Source organism: Rhodococcus sp. NPDC127527, assembly GCF_042672245.1.
In the GTDB taxonomy this organism is placed as follows: domain Bacteria; phylum Actinomycetota; class Actinomycetes; order Mycobacteriales; family Mycobacteriaceae; genus Rhodococcus_G.
This window is the reverse complement of record NZ_JBHXVP010000016.1, coordinates 13,175-40,174: the sequence shown is the minus strand read 5'-3', so window position 1 is coordinate 40,174 and position 27,000 is coordinate 13,175. Positions and strand designations below refer to the sequence as shown.

The window sequence follows — 27,000 nt, the reverse complement described above, 5'->3', positions numbered from 1 at the left end:
GAGGATTCGTATGAAAGAACTTTCATCGACTGATTCAGACCAGGACGACGTCCGGCCGCAGGCCGCTGCACACCAACCGGACGGTTCGTCGGATGCGTTCCCGCTGTCGGCGGTCCAGCGGGGTGTGTGGTTCGGTCAACAACTCAGCCCGACGGCCCCGATCTTCATCGCGCAGTACGTGGAACTGCACGGCGACGTGGACCTCGACCTGTTGCGTTCGGCGGCGGTGACCGCGGCCCGCGAGTTCCAGTCGCCGTTCCTGCGTCTGGTGGACTCCGGTGGGGAACCGAGCCAGGTGGTCGACCACTCCATCGACACCTCGATCGAGTTGTTCGACTTCCGTCAGGAGAAGGACCCGCTCGGAGCGGCGCACACGTGGATCGACAACGACTACGTCACCCCGATCCAGCTGACGCGGGACCGACTGGTGGAGATGACCATTCTCCAGGTCGCCGACCGAGACTACTTGTGGTACACGCGAATTCACCACGTCGCACTCGACGGCTACAGCGGCATGACGATGGTGAACCGCATCGCGGCCCTCTACACCGCCGCATCGAAGGGCGTCGATCCGGAACCGAACCGTGCCCTCGACCTGCGCACGCTCTACGAGCTGGATCAGAAGTACCGTTCGTCGCGCCGGTTCGAGACCGACCGCGAGTACTGGGCCGAGCACGTGCGGGGGATCGAGGCCGGCTCCACGCTCGCCCGCCGGGACGGCCCGGCGGCGGCCCGTAGCCGGCTGGAGAGCGCGCAGCTGACCGACGCGGCTCTCGATCGGCTGGATTCCTCCGACGCCCGGGTCGGCGCCACGTCCGCGGCGCTGCTGATCGCGGGGTTCGCCTGCTACCTGTCCAGGATGACGGGCAGCCGCGACGTCCTGGTGAACGTGCCGGTGTCCGCGCGCACCACCGCGCCGTTGCAGCACTCGGGCGGCATGCTCGTCAATGTCGCCCCGCTCCGGATCACCGTCGACCCCGACGACACCGTCGCCGACCTCGTCCGGCGGGCGCAGCTGGAACTGATGGGTGCGTTGCGTCACCAGCGGTGCAGCCTCGAGGACATCCGGCGCGACGCCGGGTTGACCGGTGCGCGGCGCGGGCTGGCGGGGCCGATGGTCAACGTGATGCTCTTCCGTCAGGAGATCACGCTCGGGTCGATCGTCGGCGAGTACCACATCGTGACCTCCGGGCCCGTGCAGGACCTGCTGGTCAACATCTACCAGAGCGGCTCGCCGGCCCGCACCCTCGTCGACTTCCGCGGCAACCCGAACAGATACGCCGAGGACGAGTTGCGGACGCATCACCGGCGCTTCGTCGAACTCGTGGAGGCCCTGCTCGTCGCCGAGCCGACCACCGCGCTGGCGGACGTGCACGCCGAGTCGGCCCGGATCGGGGCGCGCATGCTGCGCGAGAGTGCCGAGCTGGCGTTCTGGGCGCAGGAGCTGGCCGGGCAGCCGGAGTCGGCGGTGTTGCCGAGCGCCGGCCCGGCGCCACCCGTCGGCCCCGGGCGGGGCGCGGTCACCCGCACGCTCGACCCCGGCCTGCACGCGGCGGCCACGGCGCTCGCCCACGACCTGGACGTCGGGCCGTTCACCATGCTGCACACGGCCCTGGCCGCGGTCCTGAGCAGGCTCACCGACATCGACGACATCGTCGTCGCCGCACCGGTGTCGCGGCGGTCCGGCCAGTCGCTCGAGGCGAACCGGGGCGGGTCCGCCACCACCCCGATCCGCAACACCGTGGCCCTGCGCACTCCGATCGACCCGTCGGCCGCGTTCACCGACCTGGCGCACGAGACCGGCGAACGCGAGCGCCGCGCCTTCGCCCATCAGGAGACCGCGTTCGAGCGCGTCGTCGAGACGCTCGGCGCGCCCCGTCCGCGTGTGACGCTCGACGTCCACACCGCCGACTCCGCCTCGATCGCTCCGGACGCCACCGAACTCACCGTCGAACTCACCGAGCGCTTCACCGCACGCGGCGCGCCCGCCGGGATCGACGCACGCCTCAGCTACGACAGCACCGTGCTCGACGAACGCACCGTCACCGCCTTGATCGACCGGTTCGAGCGACTGCTCGCCGGGGTCGCCGAGGATCCGGACCGGCCGGTCGGCGACGTGCCCATCCTGGGCGTTGCGGAAGCCGCGGCGCTGACGCCGGTGACGGGACGCGGCGCCGTCGCCCCGCGGACCCTCGCCCGGATCCTTGCCGACGCCGCGGCCGTCGATCCGGACCACGCAGCGGTCGTCGCGGACGGGCGCACCCTCTCCTACCGTGACCTGGACGAACTCGCCGACGGGCTGGCCGGGCGCTTGTCCGCTCACGGAATCGGACCGGATTCCGTTGTGGCCCTGGCGATCGCGCGTTCGGCCGAGTCCGTGGCCGCGATCTGGGCGGTCGCTCGCACCGGGGCCGCCTTCCTGCCCGTCGACCCGAACTACCCGCCAGACCGGATCGAGCACATGCTCTCCGATTCCGGCGCCGCGCTCGGCCTGACCGTCCGCTCGTACCGCGACGGGTTGCCCGAGACCACCACGTGGCTGGTCCTCGACGACCCGATCGCGGAGCCGGACCCCCCGGTCTCCCGCGTCGCGGCGACCCGGCCGGTGCATCTCGACGACGCGGCCTACCTGATCTACACCTCCGGATCGACGGGACTGCCCAAGGGCGTGGTGGTCACCCATCGTGGCCTGGCGAACCTCGCCGCCGAGGAACGCGAACGGTTCGCGATCACCGCGGACTCGCGCACCCTGCACTTCTCGTCGCCGAGCTTCGATGCGTCCGTGCTCGAACTGCTGATGGCCGTGGGGGCGGGCGCCACGATGGTCGTGGCCCCGCCGAACGTGTACGGCGGCGCGGAACTGGCGGACGTGCTGCGCCGCGAGCGCGTCACGCACGCGTTCGTCACCCCCGCCGCGCTGGCCTCCGTCGATCCCGCCGGACTCGATCGGCTCGGGTGTGTGGTCACCGGTGGCGACGTGTGTCCGCCCTCGCTGGTCCGGCAGTGGGCCGGCGCGGGGCGCCGGATGTTCAACGCGTACGGCCCGACCGAGACCACCGTCGTCGCCGGCATCAGCACCACGTTGCGGCCCGGCGCCCCCGTCACCATCGGCGGACCGTCCCGCGGGAGCGGTGAGATGGTCCTGGACCGGCGGCTGCAGCCGGTGCCGGAGGGGGCGGTGGGTGAGCTGTACGTGACGGGCGACGGACTGGCCCGCGGCTACCACCACCAGCCGGGACAGACCGCGGACCGCTTCGTGGCGGACCCGTTCAGCGCCACCGGCGGGCGGATGTACCGAACCGGCGACCTGGTGCGGTGGCATGCTCGCGCGAGCGCCCCGGCCGCGAATGCGGATGGACGTGAGCTCGAGTACCTCGGCCGCAGCGACTTCCAGATCAAGATCCGCGGCTTCCGGATCGAGCTCGGTGAGGTCGACGCCGTGCTCCGGGCGCATCCGAGTGTCGCCGTCGCGGCGACCGCCGGGCGATCCGGTCCCTCCGGCGACCTCGTGCTGGTCGGCTACGTGCTGCCCGCGGCCGGCGCCGAGATCGACGAGGGCGAGCTCCTCGCGCACGCCGCCGAGTCGCTGCCCGCACACATGGTGCCCGCGACGATCGTCGTCCTCGACCGGGTGCCGTTGACCCCGGCGGGCAAGCTGGACCGACAGGCGTTGCCGGAAGCGCACTGGCGCGGGACCACCGCCGAGTACCGGGCGCCGCGCACTCCGACGGAGGGGACGGTCGCGGCGTTGTTCGCGGACCTGTTGGGGCAGGCCCGGGTCGGTGCCGACGACAGCTTCTTCGACCTCGGCGGCGACTCCCTGGTCGCCACGAGGGTGACCGGGCGGGTGAACGCGGCATGGCCGGTGCGGCTCAGCGTGCGTGACCTGTTCGCGGAACCGACGGTGGCGGGACTGGCGCAGCACGTCGACCGGATCCTCGAGAACGCCGACCCCGCCCGGCCGGCGCGGGACCGGCCCCCGCTGGTTGCGCGGGACCGCCCGGACCGGCTGCCGCTGTCCCCGGCGCAGCAGCGGATGTGGCTGGTGAACCAGTTCGACACCGCGTCGCCGGCCTACAACATTCCGTTCGCAGTCACGTTCACGGGCGAGCTCGACCGTGCGGCGCTGCGCACCGCGTTGAGTGACGTGATCGACAGGCACGAGGCCCTGCGGACGGTGTTCCCGGCCGATGCGCGGGGCCCGTACCAGGTGATCCTGCCGACGCCGGACGCGGTGGTGGACCTGACGCCCGTCGTCGTGGACCCGGAGCGGGTGCGGGAGTCGGTGGCGGCGACGGCCGCCGCCGGTTTCGATGTCCGCGAGCAGGTTCCGCTGAGAATCGTGCTGTTCCGGACCGGGCCGCGGCGCCACGTTCTCGCCGTCGTGATGCACCACATCTGCGCGGACGGGCAATCCGTCGAGCTGCTGGCCCGTGACGTGGCGGTGGCGTACGCGGCGCGGGTGGACGGGCACGCACCCAAGTGGGATCCGCTGCCGCTGCAGTACGCCGACTACGCCCTGTGGCAGCGCGATGTGCTCGGGGCGGAGGATGATCCGCAGTCGCTCGCCGCCCGGCAACTCGCCTACTGGGGTGACCGGCTCGCCGATCTCCCGGCGGCGATCTCGCTACCGCACGACCGTCCCCGGCTGTTGCGCGCGACCGCGTCCGGCGGCCGGATCGAGTTCGACGTCGACGGTGTGATCCACCGAGCCCTCGTCCGGATCGCGCGCGAGCGCGGCTGCACGCTGTTCATGGTCCTGCACGCCGCGCTCGCGGTGTTGCTGGCCCGGCTCGGCGCCGGGCCCGACGTCGCCGTGGGCACACCGGTCGCCGGCCGCGGCGAACCCGAACTGGACGACCTCGTCGGCATGTTCGTCAACACCCTCGTCCTGCGAGCCGCGGTCCGGCCCGAGACCACGTTCGTTGACCTGCTCGCCCAGGTCCGCGAGACCGACCTGGGCGCCTTCGCCCATGCCGACCTGCCGTTCGAACGGCTCGTCGACGAGTTCGCCTCGGACCGGTCACCCACCCACGCGCCGTTGGTGCAGGTGCTGCTCGAGTTCCAGCACGGCGAGCCGACGACGGTGACGATGCCGGGACTGTCCGCCGAGGCGACCGAGGTGGACCCGGGTGTCGCCAAGTTCGACCTGCAGCTGGGAGTGCGGGAACGGTTCGACGACTCGGGTCGCGCCGCCGGCCTGTCCGCGACACTGCGGTTCGCGACCGACCTGTTCGACCGCACCACGGCCGCCGGGATCTGTGAACGGTTGGTCCGGATCCTCGCCGCGGCGGCCACCGATCCGACCGCGGTGGTGGGCGACATCGTGATCACCGACGAGCGGGAAAGCGGGCTCGGCGCGCGGGAGCTGCCCGGTCGCGCGGCCCCGTCGACGACCCTGCCGGAGCTGTTCACGAGCTCCGTGGCTCGCTGCCCGGCCGCGTGCGCGGTCGTCGTCGGGGGTACCCGCATCCGGTACGACGACCTCGCGGAACGTGTGAACCGGTTGGCCCGCTTGCTGATCGGCCGCGGTGTGGGACCGTCGACGCTGGTGGCGGTCGCGATGACGCGCTCGGACGAACTGCCGGTCGCGTTGCTCGCGGTCCTCGCGGCCGGTGCCGCCTACGTCCCCGTCGACGTGGGCTACCCGGATGACCGCATCGCATACGTGCTCGCCGACGCGTCTCCGGCGTGTGTCCTGGTCGACGGCGCCGCGAGCGGTTCGTCCCTGCGTCGCAACGACATTCCGGTGGTCGACCTGGGTGACCCCGCGGTGGCGTCAGCGATCGGGGAGCTGTCGCCGGCGCCGCTGACCGACGCCGACCGGACCGCGCCGTTGCACCCGGACTCGCTCGCGTACGTGATCTACACGTCCGGGTCGACCGGTCGGCCCAAGGGAGTGGCGGTCTCGCACCGCAGCGTGACCGCACTGTTCGCCGGCGCGCAGGAGTTGTTCGGGTTCGGCGGCGACGACGTCTGGACGATGTTCCATTCGTACGCTTTCGATTTCGCGGTGTGGGAGCTGTGGGGCGCGCTGATCCACGGCGGCACCGTGGTGCTGGTCGACCCCACCACCGCGCGCTCGCCACGCCAGCTGCTGCAGTTGTTGCAGGACGAGGCGGTCACGGTCCTGTGTCAGACCCCGAGCGCCTTCTACCAGTTGGCCGACGCCGAGCGGACTCGCGCGGACGAGGGAGACGCCGCGGTGCTGCGGCTGCGGCACGTGATCTTCGGCGGGGAGGCGCTGGATCCGGGGCGGCTCACCGGATGGTTCGCGCGCCGAGGGGATTCGGCGCCGCGGCTGGTGAACATGTACGGGATCACCGAGACGTGCGTGCACGTGACCCACGCCCCGCTGACCAGGGTGTCGGGCGGCTCCGGCCGAGGGTCGCCGATCGGCCGCGCGCTCCCGGGGCTGCGGGTGCGCGTGCTCGACGAGCGGCTGCACGTCGTCCCTCCCGGTGTGGTGGGGGAGCTGTACGTGTCGGGAGTGCAGCTGGCGCGGGGCTACCCGCGTCTCGCCGGGGAGACCGCGGCGCGGTTCGTCGCAGACCCGTCCGGGTCCGGCACCCGGATGTACCGCACCGGCGATCTGGGCCGGTGGCGGGTGGACGGGACGCTCGAGTACTCGGGCCGCGCGGATCACCAGGTGCAGGTGCGCGGATACCGGGTGGAGCTGGGCGAGGTGGAGGTGGCGCTCGCGGCGGTGCCGGGGGTGGCGTCCGCGGTGGTGGTCGCGGACGAGGGGCCCGTCGGGATCCGGCTGGTGGGATATGCGGTCCCGGACGCCGGTGCGATCCTCGATCCGGACGAGGTGAAAGTGTCCGTCGCCCGGTCGCTTCCGGGGTACATGGTGCCGTCGACGGTGATGATCCTGGACCGGATTCCGGTCACCGCGCACGGCAAACTCGACCGCGCGAGCCTGCCCGCCCCGGGTGCCGCCGCGGACTCCTACGTCGCGCCGCGGAACCCGGTCGAGGAGATCGTGGCGGGTGTGATCACCGATCTGCTCGGGGTCGACCAGGTCGGAGCGGACGACGGATTCTTCGCGCTCGGCGGCAACTCGCTGGTGTCGGCGCAACTCGTCGCCCGGATCAACGACGCGACCGGTGCCGCGCTCGGCATCCGGGACGTGTTCGACGGCCCCACCGTCGCCGAGCTCGCCCGGCGGGTCGGCGGGGAAGGCAGTGGGGTGCGCCGGCCCCCACTGGGTCCGCGCGCCCGGCCGGCCCGGATCCCGTTGTCCCCGGCGCAACAGCGGATGTGGTTCGTCAACCAGTTCGATCCGCAGTCCCCGGCCTACAACATCGCGTTCTCGCTGCGGTTGTCGGGCGACCTCGACGCCCCGGCACTGCGAGCCGCGCTCGGCGACGTCGTCGCCCGGCACGAATCCTTGCGCACGGTCTACCCGCTCACCGACGACGGGCCGTGCCAGCGGATACTTCCCGCCGAGCTCGCCGAGCCGGGACTCGAGATCGTCCGGGTACTCGATGCCGACGATCTGCGCGCCCGGGTGCGGGCGATGTCGGCACGGGGCTTCGACGTCGCGGAGCAGGTCCCGCTGCGGGCCTGCCTCTTCCGGGTCGACGAGACGAACCACGTGCTCACCGTGGTGCTGCACCACATTCTCGCGGACGGCTTCTCGCTGAACCCGTTGGCGCGGGACGTCGCCGCCGCGTACGTGGCCCACCGGTCCGGCGGCGCGCCGCGGTGGCCGTCGCTGGCCGCACAGTACGCGGACTACACACTGTGGCAACGCGAATGGCTGGGTAGCGAGGACGACCCGTCCTCCCCGCTCGCCCGTCAGCTGAACTTCTGGACCGCGGAGTTGTCGGGCCTGCCCGAGGTGCTGGACCTGCCGAGCGACCGGCCCCGACCGGCGGTCCGCTCGCTGTCGGGTCGGCGCGTGGAGTTCGCGGTCGACGCGCGGCTGCACCGGAGCCTGATCGCGCTCGCCCACAGCCACGATGCGAGCGTGTTCATGGTGGTGCATGCGGCTCTGGCCGCCCTGCTGTCCCGGCTGTCCGGCACCGAGGACATCGCGGTCGGCACCCCGATCGCCGGCCGCGGGTCCGCGGCCCTCGACGACCTGGTCGGGATGTTCGTGGGCACCCTCGTGCTGCGCAGCGATGTCGGCGGCGCGCGCTCGTTCGGTGAGCTGCTCCGCCGGGTCCGGGAGACGGACCTGGGCGCATTCATGCACGCGGACATCCCGTTCGAGCGGGTCGTGGAGGCGCTGGACCCGCCCCGTTCGTCCGCGCACACGCCGCTGTTCCAGGTGATGCTCGAGTTCCGGAGCATCACCCGGCCGGAACTCGAGCTGCCCGATCTGCGGGTGGAGCCGCTCGACTCCGGTGAGGTGGCCGCCAACTTCGACCTCCAGCTCACCGCAGCCGAGGAGTTCGACGCCGCCGGCAGTCCGGCCGGAATGTCTGCCGGCCTGGTGTACGCCACCGACATGTTCGACGGGGCCACCGTGCGGACCTTCGCCGACCGGTTCCTGCGGATCCTGGCGGCGGTGGCCGAGGCCCCGGACATGCCGGTCGCGGACATCGACATCCTCGACGGCGCGGAGCGGGTCGCGCTGACCCCGGTGCGCGGCGAGCCGGGCGCGCCGCCGCGCACGTTGGCGGAGATGCTCGCGGCGGGCGCGGCGCTCGACCCGAACGCGGCGGCGATCCGATTCGACGGCCACGAGATCTCGTACCGCGACCTCGACCGGGTGTCGACCAGGCTCGCTCGCGACCTGATCGACGCGGGTGCCGGACCCGGGTCGGTGGTGGCGCTGGGAATGCCCCGGGGTGTCGAGTACGTGATCGGCCTGTGGGCCGTCGCGAAGGCCGGGGCCGCGTTCGTTCCGGTCGACCCGGCGCACCCCGCGGAGCGGATCGCGTTCATGCTGGGCGATTCGGGTGCGGTTCTCGGACTCACCGTCGCGCAGTCCCGGGACTTCCTGCCCGACGGGCCGTGCTGGTGGGTGCTCGACGTCGACCGACTCACCGCCGACCTGACCGCCGTGACACCCATCCGGGACGACGAGCGGTCCGCCCCGCTGCGGCTCGACCATGCCGCCTACCTGATCTACACCTCCGGGTCGACGGGAATCCCGAAGGGCGTCACGGTCACTCACCACGGGCTCGCGGTGTTCGCCGACCACCTGCAGCGGCGGTTCCGGACGACGCCGCGGTCCCGGGCACTGCACTGCTCGTCGCCGAGCTTCGACGCCTCGATCCTCGAGTTCCTCCTCGCGTTCGGTGTGGGCGGAACTCTGGTGATCGCGCCGCCCAGCGTGTTCGGCGGCGACGAGCTGAGGGACCTGCTCGCGGCCGAGCGCGTGACCCATTGCTTCCTCACTCCGACCGCGCTCGCCGCGACGGACCCGGCCGGACTCGACGACCTGGTGTGCGTGCTGTCGGGCGGCGAGGCGTGCCGGCCCGACGTGGTGGCACGCTGGGCGCCGGGACGGCGGATGTACAACGGGTACGGACCGACGGAGGCGACCATCGCGGCGAGCATCAGCGATCCGCTGACCCCGGGCGACACCGTCACGATCGGCGGTCCGGGACCGGGTTTCCGTGTGCGAGTGCTCGATCGCAGGCTGCAGCCGGTACCGGTCGGGGTGCCCGGCGAGCTGTACCTCGCGGGCCCGGCGCTGGCCCGCGGCTATCACCGGCGTCCGGGGCTGACGGCCGGCCGGTTCGTCGCCGAACCCGGTAGGGATCCCGGCGAACGGATGTACCGCACGGGGGATCTCGTGCGCTGGACCGCGGATGGTCGGCTGGTGTGCCTGGGCCGTGGCGACATGCAGGTCAAGGTGCGCGGTAGTCGCATCGAGCTCGGCGAGGTCGAATCGTGCCTGACGGCAGACGGATCCGTCGCTCTGGCGGTGGCCGACGTGCGCGCGGTCGGGCGCGGGGCCGACCGGCTCGTCGGGTACGTGGTGCCCGCCGCCGGGGCGATGGTGGACACGGCACGCCTGCACGAGGTCCTCGCCGCGCGGCTGCCCGGGTACATGGTTCCCGCGCACATCGTGGTGCTCCCCGAGCTGCCGACGACCGTGCACGGCAAGCTCGATCGGGCGGCGCTGCCGATGCCCGATCTCGGGGCCGGGGTGTCGGCAGGCCGGGCGCCGTCGGGTGCGGCCGAGGAGAACCTGGGACTGCTGTTCGCCGAGGTGCTCGGCCTCGGCACGGTCGGGATGGAGGACTCGTTCTTCGGCCTGGGCGGCGACAGCATCATGTCGATCCAGTTGGTGGCGCGGGCGAAGGCGGCGGGGCTCGCTCTCACGCCGCGGGACGTGTTCGATCATCCGACCGTCGCCGGGCTCGCCGCGGTGGCCGACTCGCGCGCCGCCGCCGGCCCGCCGATCCTCGAGGAGCTGCCCGGTGGCGGTGTCGGGGAGGTGCCGCTCACCCCGATCCTCGCGTGGATGCTCCGCCGCAGCGCCGGCCGGATCGACCGGTTCTTCCAGTCGGTGCTGCTGGCGCTGCCCGACGGCGTCGACCGCGCCACGCTCGAGGTCGCGGTGCAGGCCGTCCTGGACACACACGACATGCTCCGGGCCCGGCTCGCACCCGACGGCGGCCCCGGCAGTGACACCCCCCGTCGCTCCGCTCGCCCCGGTGACACCCCCCGTCGCTCCGCTCGCCCCGGTTGGCGGATGACGGTGTCCGACGTCGGCGGCGTCACCGCCCGGGACGTGCTCACGCGGGTCGAGGTGGCTTCGGTCGACGACGCGGCGTTCGACGTCCGCGCGGATGCGGCGGCGGACGCGGCGGCCGACCGCCTGGACCCCGCCGCCGGCAGGATGGTGCAGGTCGTGTGGTTCGACGGCCCGGCAGGCACCGGACGGCTGCTGCTGGTCGTCCACCACGCCGTCGTCGACGGCGTGTCGTGGCGCGTGCTGGTCCCCGACCTGGCGTCGGCGTGGGCGCAGGCATCGGAGGACCGTGTGCCCGAGTTGCAGCCCGTGGGCACCTCGATGCGACGATGGGCCATTGCGCTGGAAGACGTTGCCCCGCAGCGAGTCCACGAACTGCCGATGTGGGAGCAGATCCTGGAGGGCGACGACCCGACGATCGGGTCGAGACCGCTCGATCCCGTGCGTGATGTTGCCGCCACGACCGAGGTGCTCACGTGCGAGGCGCCGCCCGACGTCACGGCGGCCGTGCTCACCGTGCTGCCGGAGTCGCTCCACGCCGCCGCGCTGGACGGACTGCTCACGGCCCTCGCGATGGCGGTGGTCCGCTGGCGCGCCGATCGGGGTGCCCCGCGCTCCGACGTCCTGCTCGGTGTCGAGGGTCACGGGCGGGAGGAGTCGGTGGTGCCCGGCGCGGACCTGACCCGCACGGTCGGCTGGTTCACCACGCTGTCGCCGGTGCGCCCGGATCTGTCGTCGATCGACCTCGGCGAGGCGTTCGCCGGCGGAGCGGCGGCAGGTGCGGCGGTCAAGCTCGTGAAGGAGCAACTGCGGGCGATCCCGGACCGGGGAATCGGGTACGGGCTGCTCCGCGGCGTCGCCGGGCCGACCGGTGCGCGGGTGCGCGGGTGGCGCGAGCCCCAGATCGTCTTCAACTACCTGGGGCGCGTCACCGCGTGGGCGGGCGAGGATTCGCAGGCATGGCTGCCCACCCCGGGGCACGGGCTCGGCGGCGATCACGATCCTCGGGTGCCCGTGACGGCCGCGGTCGACGTCGCGGCGGGGGTCGTGCCGCGGCCGGGAGGTGCAGTCCTGCAATCGTCCTGGACGTTCCCGACCGGGGTGCTCGACACCGACGACGTGCAGCGGCTCGTCGACCTGTGGCATGGTGCGCTGCGCGCGCTCGCCGCGTACGCCCACACCCCCGGTGCCGGCGGGCTCAGCCCGTCGGACGTCGATCTCGTCCCGCTCGACCAGTCGGCGATCGACGCACTCGAGGCCCGCCGACCCGGGCTGGCCGACATCTGGCCGCTGACCCCGCTGCAGTCGGGACTGCTGTTCCATGCCCGTCTCGCGGAGCGCTCCGTGGACGCGTACACGGTCCAGCTCGTCGTCGAGCTGCACGGCCGACCGTCGCGGGAGCGGATGCGCCGGGCGGCGCGGACTCTGCTCGATCGCCACCCGAACCTGCGGGCGAGTTTCGTGGAGGACGACGCGGGCGAGGTCTACCAGGTGGTGGCGGGCCGAGTCTCGTTGCCGTGGAGCGAGATCGACCTGTCCGGCCTCGACGGGCCGGAGATCCGCGAACGCTGGCGGGCGTTGCTCGCGGAGGACCGGTCGACACCGTTCGTGATGGACAGCGCTCCGCTGCTGCGCTTCAGGCTGATCCGGACGGGAGCGCTGGAGCACCGACTGCTGCTCACCCACCACCACATCCTGCTCGACGGCTGGTCGACGCCGCTGCTGCTCGAGGAGTTGCTCGCCCTGTACGCCGCCGTCGGCGAGCCGTCGGACGTCACGGACCGCGAGCTGCCGCCGGCGCCGGCAGGCGACTACCGCGACTACCTTGCGTGGCTGATCGCGCAGGACCGCGAAGCCGGCGTCGCGGCGTGGCGCCGGGGCCTGGCCGGCGTCGACGGACCGACGCTGCTGGTGGCACCGGACGAGCCTGTGCTCGCTCCGCAGGCTCCGCTCGACGGCGTCGTGAGTCCGGCCGAACCGGGGGAGGTCCGGCTGACACTGACCGCCGAGGAGACCGCGGCGTTGGTGGTGGCGGCGCGCGACCGCGGAGTGACGGTCAACACCGCCGTGCAGGTTGCCTGGGCGCTGGTGCTCGGCGCCCAGACGGGACGAACCGATGTGGTGTTCGGTGCGACGGTGTCGGGTCGTCCGCCGCAGGTGCCCGGCATCGAGTCGATGATCGGCCTGTTCATCAACACCGTGCCGGTCCGGATCTCGTTCGACCCCCGCGAAAGCGTCGGCGAGCTGCTCAGCCGCGTGCAGTCCGAGCAGGCGGCGATGCTCGACCACCACCACGTCGGGCTCGCCGAGATCCAACGGGAGGTGGGTTCGGCGGCGAGGTTCGACACCCTGACGGTCTTCGAGTCGTACCCCGTCGACCGATCGGCGCTGGCGCGCGACACCGACATCGCCGGACTACGGGTGACCGGTGTCGAGGGTTTCGACGCCACGCACTACCCGCTGACCGTGCTGGCGCGCGTGGACGACCGCCTGCGACTGACCCTGAAGTATCGGCCCGACCGGTTCGACCCGGTCGAGGTGGAATCGATCGGCGACCGGCTGCGGCGGGCGCTGGCGACCGTGTCACGGGGGGCGGCGCTACCTGTCGCCGGGGTCGACCTGCTGTCCGCGTCCGAGCACGACTCCGCCTCCCCGATTCGGGGCGGCGCGGCGAGCCCGCCGCGCCTGCTGCCGGACATTCTCACCGCCGGCGCCACGGTCGGGCCAGACGGTGTCGCGGTCGACTCGGGGGACACGCGGCTGTCGTACCGGGACCTCGACGCGGAGTCGAATCGGTTGGCGCGGTATCTGATCGGAGCGGGTGCGCGGCCGGGCGCGGCGGTGGCGATCGCACTGCCGCGGTCGGTGCGGTCGGTGACGGCGGTGTGGGCGGTGGCGAAGACCGGTGCGGCCTTCGTCCCGGTCGATCCGACCTACCCGCGCGAACGCGTGCAGCACATGCTCACCGACTCGGACGCCGAGCTCGGGCTCGCCCTGGGCGCCGACCGCGACCACCTGCCCGATTGCGTGCGCTGGCTGGTGGTGGACGATCCCGGTTGCAAGGCGGATCTGGCCGCGCTTCCGACGGGTGCCGTCGATGCGGAGCGGCCGAGTCCCCTGCGCGTCGACGACGTGGCGTACCTGATCTACACGTCGGGATCGACGGGCCGGCCGAAGGGCGTGAGCGTCACCCACCGCGGCCTGTCGAGCCTGCTCGCCGCGCAACGCGACCGCTACGCGATTCCCGCGACGGCACGCTGCCTGCACGTGTGCTCACCGAGTTTCGACGTCTCGGTCCTCGAGCTGCTGCAGGCCGCCACCGAGGGCGCATGCCTGGTGATCGCGCCGCCGCAGGTGTACGGCGGGGCCGACCTCGGTGGACTGCTGCGCCGCGAGCGGATAACCCACGCCTGCATCACACCTGCGGCCCTCGCCACCGTCGAGCCCGAGCGTCTGGACACCCTCGACGTGCTGGTCGTCGCGGGCGACGCCGTCGGTCCGGAACTGGTGGCCGACTGGGCGTCGGGACGAACGATGCTCAACGGGTACGGGCCGACCGAGTCGACGGTCCTCACGACGATCAGCGCACCCCTGGTGCCCGGGGCGAAGGTGCCGATCGGTGGCCCGGTGCGCGGCACCGACGTGTTCGTCCTCGACGGCTTCCTGCGCCCGGTCCCGGCCGGCGTGCCAGGAGAGCTGTACATCGCCGGAGCGGGGCTGGCCCGCGGATACCATCGCCGGGCCGGGTTGACCGCGGCGCGATTCGTGCCCGCCCCGCGCGGCGCGCCCGGCGACCGGATGTACCGCACCGGTGACGTCGTCCGTTGGTGGCCGGACGGAACGCTCGACTACCTGGGCCGCAGCGACTTCCAGGTGAAGGTGCGGGGGCTGCGCGTCGAGCTCGGGGAGATCGACGCGGTGTTCGCCGCACACCCGGCGGTCGGGTTCGCCGTCACGGTCGCCCGGCCACGAGAAGCGGGCGACCCGATGCTGGTGACGTATGTCGTGCCGACTTCCGCGGACGGCGTCGACGTCGCGGACCTGACGCAGCGTGCGGGCCGGCTCCTGCCCACACACATGGTGCCGACGACGGTGACGGTGCTGGGTACCGTGCCGCTCACCCCGGTAGGCAAGCTGGACCGCGCTGCGCTGCCCGCACCGGACTTCGACTCGCTGACCACGCAGTTCCGGGAACCGGGCAATGCCACCGAGGCGCGTCTGGTCGCCGTGTTCGGCGAGGTGATCGGCATCGACCGGGTGGGAGCCGACGACGACTTCTTCGCGCAGGGCGGCAACTCCCTGAGCGCGACCCGGGCCGTGGCCCGCATCAACCGCGCCCTGGACTGCAGGATCGGGGTGCGCGACCTGTTCGAGTGCCGGACCCCGGCCGCCCTCGCGCCTCGGTGTGTGAGCAGCACCGCACCACCCGTGGAAGGGCTGCGCACCGGCATCCGGCCGGACCGCGTCCCGCTGTCCCCGGCCCAGGAACGCATGTGGTTCGTCAACCAGTTCGATCCGGCGTCGGCCGCCTACAACGTGCCGCTGGTGCTGCGGCTCTCGGGGCGCCTCGACGCGTCGGCCCTGCGGGGGGCGCTGGTCGACGTGGTGGAGCGTCAGGAAACGCTGCGGACGGTGTTCCCGTCACAGCCGGCCGCCGGGCCTGCCCAGGTCGCGGTGCCCGCGCCCGGCGTGGTCGGCGACCTGACGCCGGAACCGGTGGCGGCGGACCGGGTGTCGGCCCGCGTCGGTGCGATCGTGCGCGAGGGATTCGATGTGGCGCAGGAGGTTCCGGTGCGGGTGCGGCTGCTGCGCACGGCAGCGGACGAGCACGTGCTCGTGCTGGTGGTCCACCACATCGTCGCCGACGGCTACTCGATCGGCCCGCTGGCCCGGGACGTCGCGACGGCGTACACGGCTCGGGTCGGCGGCGCCGCGCCGGACTGGGAGCCGCTGCCCGTCCAGTTCGCGGACTTCGCGGTGTGGCAGCACGAGGCGCTGGGGTCGCGGGACGATCCGGACTCGCGCGTCTCCCGCGAACTCGCCTGGTGGGAGGACCGACTGTCGGGGGCGCCGCCGGTGACCGGGTTGCCGCTGGACCGCCCGCGCGAGGTCCGGCGCTCGACGCGCGGCGGGCGGGTGGGGCTCTCGGTCGATGCCGGCGTCCACCGCGGGCTCGTCGAGCTCGCCCGCCGGCACGATTCGACGGTGTTCATGGTGGTGCACGCCGCGCTCGCGGCACTGCTGTCCCGAGTGGGGGCCGGTGGGGACGTCGTGATCGGTACCCCGGTCGCCGGGCGCGGCGAGGCCGAACTGGACGACGTGGTCGGCATGTTCGTGAACACGCTGGTACTGCGCACCGAGGTCGAACCGGGGGCACCGTTCGACGCGGTGCTCGCCGGGACGCGGGACGCGGACGTGGACGCATTCGCGCACGCCGACGTGCCGTTCGAGCGGCTCGTGGAGCGGTCGGCGTCGGCACGGTCGACGTCGCACGCGCCGCTGTTCCAGGTGATGCTCGAGTTCCGCAACGTCGAGCGCCCCCGCGTCCGGCTGCCGGGACTGACGGTCGAGGTGCTCGACGTCGAGACGGGCGAGGCGAAGTTCGACCTCCAGTTCGGGATCGGTGAGCGGCTCGACGAAGCCGGGGCCCCGGCGGGACTGGCGGGCGAGCTGCTGTTCGCATCGGACGTGTTCGACGAATCCACCGCGACGGCGCTCGGGGACATGTTCGGCCGCGTGCTCGAGGCCGTCGCGGCCGATCCATCCGTCCCGGTCGGCGACATCGAGGTTGCCGGCCCCCACGCGCGCGAGGAGGCGGCGGAGCGCGCATCCGGCCCGGTGCCGGCGGATCTGAGGCTGTCGGCAGCCGAGGCGGACGGGACCCTGCCGGCGGTGACGGCCTACGAGACACTGCCGGACCTGTTCGCAGCGGCCGTCGCCGCCGATCCGGACACGATCGCCGTGGTCGCCGCCGGCGTGCCGGTGACTTATCGCGAGCTCGACGACCGTTCGAACCGGCTGGCGCGCTGGCTGATCGACCGCGGCATCGGCCCGGAGTCGGTGGTCGCCGTGATGATGGAACGTTCCGCGGACCTGGTAGCCGCGCTCGTCGGGGTCGCACGGTCGGGTGCGGCCTACCTGCCGGTGGACCCGACGTACCCGGCGGCGCGGATCGGGTTCCTGCTGGGCGACGCGGCACCGGCCTGCGTGCTGGTCGACGCGAGCGTGCCGGAGGTTCCGGTCGCCGGTGCGCCGGTGGTGCGTCTCGACGACCCGGACATGCGTGCACAGCTCGACGCCCGGAGCCCCGCGCCGGTCACCGACGCCCACCGTACCGGTCCGCTGCACGCCGATTCCGTTGCCTACGTGATCTATACGTCGGGTTCGACCGGAAGACCCAAGGGTGTCGCGGTGACCCATCGGAACGCGGTGACGCTGCTGACCGGCGCCCGCGCCGTGCTCGGCTTCGGCGCGGCCGACGTGTGGACGATGTTCCACTCGTTCGCGTTCGACTTCGCGGTGTGGGAACTGTGGGGCGCCTTGGGGTTCGGCGGCCGGTTGGTTGTCGTCGGGCACGACACCGCGCGTTCCCCCGACGAGCTGCGGCGCCTCCTGGTGGCGGAGTCGGTGACGATGTTGAGCCAGACTCCCTCGGCCTTCCATCAGTTCGCGCGGGCGGATGCCGCGGCGGACGACGGCACCCTGGCGCTGCGCTGGGTGGTGTTCGGCGGCGAGGCGCTCGACGTCTCCCGCCTCGCGGGATGGGTCGAGCGGCACGGCGTCACCGCACCTGCTCTGGTGAACATGTTCGGTATCACCGAGACCTGCGTGCACGTGACGTGGCGGACGATCGACGTCGCGGCGGTCACCGGGCCGCGCCCCACCGGATCGGTGATCGGTCACGGACTTCCGGGAGTGCGGGTGTGGGTGCTCGACGAGCGACTGCGTCCCACGCCGCTCCGGGTGGCCGGCGAGATGTACGTGTCGGGCACGCAGGTGGCACGGGGATACCGGGGACGGCCCGGACTGACCGCTGGACGCTTCGTCGCGGACCCGTTCGAGCCCGCCGGTCGGATGTACCGCACCGGCGACCGGGCCCGCTGGACCTCCGACGGTGAGCTCGAGTTCCTGGGGCGCAGCGACTCCCAGGTCCAGATCCGCGGATTCCGAGTGGAGCCGGGCGAGGTCGAGTCGGCGCTGACCGCGGTTCCTGGCGTCGCGTCCGCGGTGGTGCTCGCGCGGCCCGGGCCGGCCGACGGCAGCGCCCGCCTGGTCGCCTACGTGGTCCCCGAGCCCGGTGCCGCCCTCGATCCGGCCTCGGTCACCGAGGCCGTCGCCAGTCGGCTGCCCGCGTACCTGGTGCCGTCCGTGACCACGGTCCTCGCGGAGTTCCCGATCACCGCGCACGGCAAGCTCGATCGCGCCGCGCTACCCGAACCGCGACCCGGGGGCGGGGGCGGGAGGGCACCCGGCACCGGGACCGAACGCCTGCTGGTGAGACTGTTCGCGGAGCTTCTCGGTGTCGATACGGTCGGTGTCGACGACTCGTTCTTCGGGCTCGGTGGCGACTCGATCATGTCCATCCAGCTGGTGTCGCGGGCGAAGGCCGCGGGGGTGACGTTCACGCCGCGCGACGTGTTCGAGCGCCGCACCGTCGCCGGTCTCGCCGAGGTTGCCGACCTCACCGACACCGATGACGTCGTCGTGCTGCCGGAACTGCCGGGCGGCGGCGTCGGCGACGTCGTCCTCACCCCGATCATGCGCTGGCTGGTCGAGCGGTCGAGCGCACACGGTGGTAGCGACTTCCGTCGCTACTCGCAGTCGGTCCTGCTCGCGATGCCCGCCGGAATCGACGGCGACACCCTCACCCGGGCGGTGGGCGCGGTCCTGGACCGGCACGACATGCTGCGGTCCCGGCTACGCCCGGTCGCCCGCTCCGAGTCCGGGTGGCGGCTCGAGGTACTACCGCCCGGGTCGGTGCCGGCCGACTCGATCGTGCGCCGGGTCCGGGTCGACAGCGTCGCAGGAGGGGGCTTCACCGCGGCCGCCCGCGACGCAGTGGAATCCGCCGCGGATCTGCTGGATCCGGAGTCCGGCACCATGATCCAGTTCGTGCACCTGGTCGGGGGAGACGCGGCACGGTTGCTCGTCGTCGCCCACCACCTCGTCGTCGACGGGGTCTCGTGGCGGATCCTGATCCCCGACCTCGCGCTCGCCGCCGCGCAGGCCGCCGACGGCGCGCAGCCGGATCTGCCGGCGATCGGCACCTCGATGCGGACGTGGGCGGACGGGCTCGTGGGGGCGGCGCGGGAGCGCGCCGGCGAGCTGGACCTGTGGGGGTCGACGGTCTCCCGAGCATCGGTGGGACGCGCCGCGGGAGAACTCGATCCGTCGGTCGACATCGCCGGCACCCTCGAGCGCGTCGAGGTGGAGCTGCCTGCCGACGTGACCTCGGGGCTGACGACGACGGTGCCGCGGGTGTTCCACGGCGTGGTCGAGGACGGACTGCTCGCCGCGCTGGCCCTCGCGCTCGCGGCCTGGCGGCGCGGCCGCGGCGTCGACACCGACGACGTGGTGGTGGCGCTCGAGGGACACGGCCGGGAGTCCCAGGTGGTGCCCGGCGCCGACCTGTCCCGCACGGTGGGGTGGTTCACCTCGATCCACCCGGTGCGGCTGGACCTGTCGGGCGTCGACGTCGACGAGGCCCTCGGCGGTGGCGCCGCCGCGGGCGCGGCGGTGAAGGCGGTCAAGGAGCAGCTGCGCGCGGCGCCCGACCACGGAATCGGGTACGGCCTGCTCCGGTACCTCGGCGGCGAGACCCGCGCCGCGCTGAGCGGGTTGCCCGGGCCGGAGATCAGCTTCAACTACCTCGGTCGACTCGACGCCGGCTCCGATCCGGGCGGTGACGGAAGCTGGCTTCCGATAACGGATTCCGGCCTCCACGATGCCGTCGCGGCGAACCTGCCGGTGGCATTCGCGATCGACGTCAACGCGGTGACGGTGCCCGGGCCGGACGGGCCGCGGATCAAGACGACCTGGGCGTACCCGCGCCGCGTGCTCGATACCGCGGACGTGGAACGGCTGGCGCGGGAGTGGGTCGTCGCGGCGCGGGCGGTGGTCGCGCAGGCGAGCGCGCCGGGTGCGGGCGGGCGGACGCCGTCGGATCTGGCTCTGGTGCACCTGGACCAGCCGGCGGTCGAGCGGTTCGAGGACCGGTTCCCGTCGCTGTCCGACGTGTGGCCGCTGACTCCGATGCAGCGCGGCATGTTCTTCCACGCCGAACTCGCCGATGCCTCGGTGGACGCGTACCTGGTGCAGCTCATCCTCACCCTGGGCGGCGAGGTGGACTCGCTGCGCCTGCACCGCGCGGTGCAGGCCCTGCTCGACCGGCACGCGAACCTGCGCACGGCGTTCGTGCGCGCGCCGGACGGGGAGGCCGTGCAGATCGTCACCGGCGACGTGGTCGTGCCGTGGACGGAGACCGACCTGCGCGCGTCCACCGAGCCGGCGGCAGCGGAGCGGCTCGGGGAGATCCTGGCCGAGGACCGCACCCACCCGTTCGACATGGCATCGCCGCCACTGCTGCGAATCCGGCTGGTGCGCATGCCCGGTGGCACCAGCCGGCTGATCCTGACCACCCACCACATCCTGCTCGACGGGTGGTCGACGCCGCTGCTCCTCGAGGAGCTCGTCATCCTCTACGCGGCCGACGTCGACGCCTCCGCGCTGCCTCGGGTGCACCCCCACCGCGACTATCTCGAATGGCTCGCGCGGCAGGACGGGTCGGCCGCGCTGCGCGCGTGGACCGATGCCCTCGACGGGCAGGACGAGCCGACGCTGCTGGTCCGAAACGCATCCGCCACGACCGCGCAGTACACCCCGTCGAGTGACGTGCCGTACGAGTTGGACGTCGCGGCGACCGAGCGCCTGCGGGCCCTCGCGCAGGAGCGCGGACTGACGCTCAACACCGTCGTCTCGGTCGGGTGGGCGATCGTTCTCGGACTGATCACCGGACGCGACGACGTCGTGTTCGGCGCCACCGTGTCCGGGCGGCCCCCGCACGTGCCCGGTATCGAATCGATGATCGGTCTGTTCATCAACACGGTGCCGGTCCGGGTCCGACTCGATCCCGCGGAAACCCTGGGCGCGTTGCTGGATCGGGTGCAGGCGGAGCAGTCATCGCTGCTCGATCACCACCACGTCGGGCTCACGGACATCCAGCGCGCGGTGGGACCGGGCGCCGGCTTCGACACGCTGACCGTGTTCGAGTCCTATCCCGTGCGCGGTGAGCTCTCCCCGGACGACGACATCTCGGGGATGCGGCTGATCGGTATCGAGGTCCGCGACTCCGCCCACTACCCGCTGAGCGTGGTCGCGTCCGCGACCGACCGTCTGCGCCTGACGATGAAGTTCCGCCCGGACCTCCTGGGTGAGGCCGTGGTCGACGATGCCGCCGGCCGGCTGCTGCACGTGCTGCGTGCGATCGGTGACGATCCCCGGCGGCGCCTGGCCGGACTCGACCTGTTGACCGCGGACGAACGCCGGGCGCTGGCGCCGGTGCGGGGTGGCCCGCGCAGCGCCGCCCGTACGCTCCCGGCGATCCTGGCCGAGGCGGCCGCCCGCGACCCGGAGGCGGTCGCACTCGTCGCCGACGGGCGCGAGGTCACATACGCGGACCTCGACGCCCGGTCCAATCGCCTGGCGCGCGCACTGATCGACCGGGGAGCGGGGCCGGAAACCTCGGTGGCGCTGGGTATACCGCGTTCGGTCGAGTCGGTGCTCGCGATGTGGGCGGTGGCCCGGACCGGCGCCGCGTTCGTCCCGGTGGACCCGGACTATCCCGCGGAGCGGGTCGAGCACATGCTCGCCGACTCCGGCTCCGGCGTGGGGCTCACCGTCGCGGCGCACCGGCACCGGCTGCCCGACACCCTGCCGTGGCTGACGCTCGACGACCCCGGATTCGCGGCGGACTGTGCGTCCCGGTCGGCGGCGCCGGTGACCGACGCCGAGCGCACGGCGCCCCTGCGGATCGACAATCCGGCGTACCTGATCTACACGTCCGGCTCCACCGGACGGCCCAAGGCGGTCACCCTGACCCATCGGGGCCTGGGGAACTACGCCGACGAGCAGCGGGACCGGTGCGCGGTGACCGCGGACTCCCGAACCCTGCACTTCTCGTCGCCCAGCTTCGACGTCTCGCTGCTCGAGTACCTGCTGTGCTTCGCGGCGGGCGCGGCCATGGTGATCGCGCCCCGCGCGGTCTACGGCGGCGCGGATCTGGCCGCGGTGCTGAAGAACCAGCGCGTCACCCACGCCTTCATCACGCCGGCCGCCCTCGCCTCGATCGATCCGAGCGGGCTCGACGACCTGCGGTGTGTGATGGTCGGCGGGGAGGCGTGGCCGCCGGAACTGATCGCGGACTGGATGCCGGGACACCGCATGGTCAACGTGTACGGGCCGACGGAGACCACCATCGTCGTGAACATCGAGGACTGCGTGCCGGGAGTCGTGCCGATCCCGTTGGGCGGGCCGATCCGCGGCGTCACCGAGCTGGTGCTCGACGCGCGCCTGCGGCCGGTGCCGGCGGGCGTCGAGGGGGAGGTCTACATCGCCGGTCCCGGACTGGCGCGCGGCTACCACCGGCGGGCCGGCCTCACCGCCGGACGATTCGTCGCCGACCCGTTCGGCGCGGCCGGCGAGCGGATGTACCGCACCGGCGACGTCGGGGCGTGGACCCGGGACGGGAAGCTCGAGTACCGCGGGCGCAGCGACTTCCAGGTGAAGGTCCGGGGCTTCCGTATCGAACTCGGTGAGATCGACGCCGTGCTCGCCGCGCATCCCGACGTGCGGTTCGCGGCCACACTCGGCCGCCCCGGTCCGGGCGGCGACACCATGCTGGTCTCCTACGTGGCCGCGGCCGACGGCCGGGACGTCTCCGTCGACGACCTCAGGGCCCGGTTGTCCGCGCAGGTCCCCGAATTCATGGTGCCGACGTCGATCGTGGTGCTCGGAGACATCCCGCTCACCCCGACCGGGAAGCTCGATCGCCGCGCGCTGCCCGACCCCGGGTTCGGCCACACCCCGACGGTGTTCAGGTCGCCGACCAACCCGGTGGAGGAGGCGGTGACCGAGGTGTTCGCGACCGTGCTCGGGGTGGACCGCGTGGGGACCGCCGACGACTTCTTCGAACTCGGCGGCAATTCGCTGTCCGCGACGCGCGTGGTCGCCCGGCTCCGGGAGACACTCGGCATCGATCTCGGGGTGCGCGCGCTCTTCACGTCACCGACGGCGGCGGCCCTCGCCGAGCACATCGAGCACGCGGAGAGGGGCGCGTCCGGTCGCCCCGACCTCGAGCCGGCCGAACGGCTGGACGAGATTCCGCTGTCGGCGGCGCAGCAGCGGATGTGGTTCATCAACCAGTTCGACCCGACCTCGCCCGCCTACAACGTCCCGCTGGCGGTGCGCCTGTCGGGCGCGCTCGACGCCCCGGCCCTCGATGCGGCCCTGGCCGACGTCGTCGACCGGCACGAGTCGCTGCGGACCGTCTTCCCGACCGGACGCGTCGGCCCGGTGCAGGAGATTCGCCCGGCGGCCGAGGCGGCGCCCGACCTGCGGCCGGTACCGGTCCCGGACGAGGACGAGCTCGCCCGGCGCATCCAGGCCGAGGTGTCCGCCGGGTTCGACGTCACCGCCCGGGTGCCGGTCCGCGGCGCGTTGTTCGAGCTCGGTGTCGAGGAGCACGTCCTGGTACTGGTGGCGCACCACATCTCTGTCGACGGGTTCTCGACGGGCCCGCTGTCCCGGGACCTGGTCCGCGCGTACGCCGCGAGGGCGGCGGGCCGCGCGCCCGAGTGGCCGCCGCTCGCGGTCCAGTACGCCGACTACACGCTGTGGCAGCGCCGGTTGCTCGGCGACGCCGACGACCCCGGGTCGGTGGCCGCGCGGCAGCTCGACTACTGGACGTCGACGCTCGGGGGAGCGCCGGAACTGCTGGCCCTGCCGACGGATCGCCCGCGCCCCCTCCAGCAGTCGTTCCGCGGCGCCCGAACGGGTTTCGCGATCGAGCCGCGGCTGCACCGCAGGCTCGAGGAGTTCGCCCGGCATCAGCAGACGAGCGTGTTCATGACGGTGCACGCCGCCCTCGCGGTGTTGCTGAGCCGCCTCGGCGACACCGACGACATCGTGATCGGCACCCCGGTCGCGGGCCGGGGCGAACCGGCGCTCGACGACCTGGTCGGCATGCTCGTCGGGACGCTGGCGCTGCGCACCCGGATCGATCCCGCGCAGTCGTTCGCCGATCTGCTGGCCGTCGTGCGGGAGGCGGACCTCGGCGCCTTCGGGCACGCCGACATTCCGTTCGAGCGGGTGGTCGAGGCGCTCGATCCGCCGCGTTCGACGGCGTACTCGCCGATCTTCCAGGTGGCGTTGGAGTTCCAGAACGACACGCGGGCGCGCCTCGATCTGCCGGGCCTGGCGGTCGAGGGCCTCGCCGCGCCCTCCGGTGTGGTGAAGGAGGATCTCGAGTTCGTGCTTGCCGAGCGGTTCGACGACTCGGGCGCCCCGGCCGGCATCGCCGGGAGCATCGAGTACGCGACGGACCTGTTCGACGCCGCGACGGTGCGCCGTGTCGCCGAACGATTCCTCCGGGTCCTCGAATCCGCGCTCGCCGATCCGCACTGCGCGGTCGGCGACATCGCGATCCTGCGCGACGACGAACTGCGCGGCCTCGCCCCGGCGCACGGCGGCCCCGACGCCCCGGAGATGTTGATGCCGGAACTGCTGGCCCAGGCCGGACACGATCCCGATGCGATCGCGGTCGCCTGCGACGGCGCTCTGGTCTCGTACGGGGAGCTGGACCGGCGGTCGAACCGGCTGGCGCGGATGCTGATCGGCCGCGGCGCCGGTCCGGAGCGCTACGTCGCGCTCGGGTTGCCGCGGTCGCTCGAGTCCGTGCTCGCGGTGTGGGCGGTCGCGAAGACCGGTGCCGCGTTCCTGCCGGTCGACCCGGGCTACCCGGCCGGGCGGATCGAGCGCATGCTCGGCGATTCCGGCGCGGTGTTGGGGGTGACCGTCGACGAGGAGCGGCATCGTCTGCCCGACGACGTCGACTGGGTGGTGCTCGACGATCCCGACACGACTGAGGTGGTCGCGGTCATGTCGGACGCGGCGATCGTCGACGCCGAGCGGATCCGGCCCGTGCACCTCGACCACCCCGCGTATCTGATCTACACGTCCGGGTCGACCGGCATCCCGAAGGGCGTCGTGCTCACCCACCGGGGTCTGGCGAACCTCGCCGCCGAGGAACGTGCCCGCCTCGACGTCACTGACGATGCCCGCACCCTGCACTTCGCGTCGCCGAGCTTCGACGCATCGGTGTTCGAGATCGTGATGGCGCTGTGCGCCGGCGCGACCATGGTGGTCGTCCCGCCGCACGTCCTCGGGGGCGCCGAGCTGGCCGCCGCCTTCGAAACCGGTCGCGTCACACACGGATTCGTGACCCCGACCGCGTTGGCATCGATGGATCCCGACGGGCTCGACGCGCTCCGGACCCTCGTCGTCGCCGGCGAACCGTGCCCCCCGGACCTGCTGGCGCGGTGGGCGCCCGGCCGCACCATGCTCAACGCGTACGGCCCCACCGAGACGACGATCATGTCGAACATCAGCGCCCCGATGGTGCCGGGTGCGCCGATCACGCTCGGCGGACCGATCCGCGGTGTGTCCGAGCTGGTGCTCGACGCGCGCCTGCACCCGGTGGCCTGCGGTGTGGTGGGCGAGCTGTACATCGCGGGATCGGCCCTCGCCCGCGGCTACCACCGGCGGCCTGCGCTGACCGCCGGCCGCTTCGTCGCCGACCCGTTCGGCCTGCCCGGCGCGAGGATCTACCGCACCGGCGACCTGGTCCGTCGACGGACCGACGGCACGTTCGAGTACGTCGGCCGCAGCGACTTCCAGGTGAAGGTGCGCGGCTTCCGCGTCGAACCCGCCGAGATCGACGCCGTGCTCACCGCGCAGCCGGGCGTCGGGTTCGCGGTGACGATCGCACGCACCGGACCGGCGGGCGACACGCTGCTGTGCTCGTACGTGCACGCGACCGGGGACGCGCACCTCGAGCCCGACGAGCTCCGACGCGCTGCGGCGCAGCGACTTCCGAGCCACATGGTCCCGGCCTCGGTCACGGTGCTCGACCGGATCCCGTCCACCCCGACGGGCAAACTCGACCGGGACGCCCTCCCGACGCCGACGTTCACGTCGGCCGAGTTCCGGGAACCTGCCGGTCCGGTGGAGACGGCCGTCGCCGGTGCGTTCGCCGCGGTGCTGGGGGTGGAACGGATCGGCGCCGACGACAGCTTCTTCGACCACGGCGGCAACTCGCTGCTGGCGACCCGCGTCGTCACCGACCTCCGCCAGCGCCTCGGACGGGACGTCTCGCTCCAGATGCTCTTCCTGGATCCGACGCCGGCCGGGATGGCAGGCCGGATCGGCGCGACGGCAGCCGGTGTCGAGGAGGCCCTCGACGTCGTGATTCCGCTGCGCCGCGCCGGAACCGGCCGCCCCCTGTTCTGCGTCCATCCCGGAATCGGGTTGTCCTGGGGGTACGCCGGACTGGTCCGGTACCTACCCGCCGAACGCCCCGTGTTCGGCCTGCAGTTGCCAGCGATCACCGGCGGGCCGGGTTACGGATCGATCGAGGAGCTCGCGCGTCGGTACGTCGACGAGATTCGCGCGATCGCCCCCGAGGGGCCGTACGACCTGCTCGGCTGGTCCCTCGGCGGCGTCCTCGCGCACGCGATGGCCGTCGAGCTGCAGCGCCGTGGTGAGTCCGTCTCGACCCTGGCGGTGATGGACAGTTACCCGGACGACGGCTCGGACCCCCTGCTCGGACGGCTCGAGCTCGCGGACCTGCTGCGCGGTCTCGGGTTGGACGTCGGTACGCCCGACGAGCATCGAGACCTGACCTACGACTCCGCGGCGCGCATGCTCGGCGAGTTCCTCGGTAGCGGGGGGATCACCGCGGCGCACCTCGAGCGGATCAACGACGGATACGCGCACTCGCGAGTGCTGGTGCACCGCTTCGCGCCGGGCGTGTTCGACGGCGACATCCTGGTGTTCCCGGCGCAGCGCGGGCAGGAGGGAGGCGCCGACCGCTCGGCACAGGAGTGGCGGCACCTCGTCACCGGCGCGATCGACGAGTGCCCGGTCGACTGCGGGCACAACGAGATGATCGAGCCGTCGTCGCTGGCCGTGATCGGTCCCGTGCTCGCCGCCCGCCTCGAGCGTCGAACCTGACGGCTCGGAGTCCATCGGTCTCAACCCGACGCCTGCGGGTCGCCGTTTCAGCG

The 27,000-nt window shown here is 72.9% G+C and carries 1 protein-coding gene; it reads left to right on the top strand.

Going from position 1 to position 27,000, the window contains the following annotated elements; translation table 11 throughout:
• Nucleotides 1-10: 10 nt before the first annotated feature.
• Entirely contained in the window at nt 11-26,947 is a 26,937-nt protein-coding gene (locus ACFVH2_RS21745) for a non-ribosomal peptide synthase/polyketide synthase (protein ID WP_378425442.1), read from the top strand.
• The last annotated feature ends 53 nt before the right edge of the window (nt 26,948-27,000 follow it).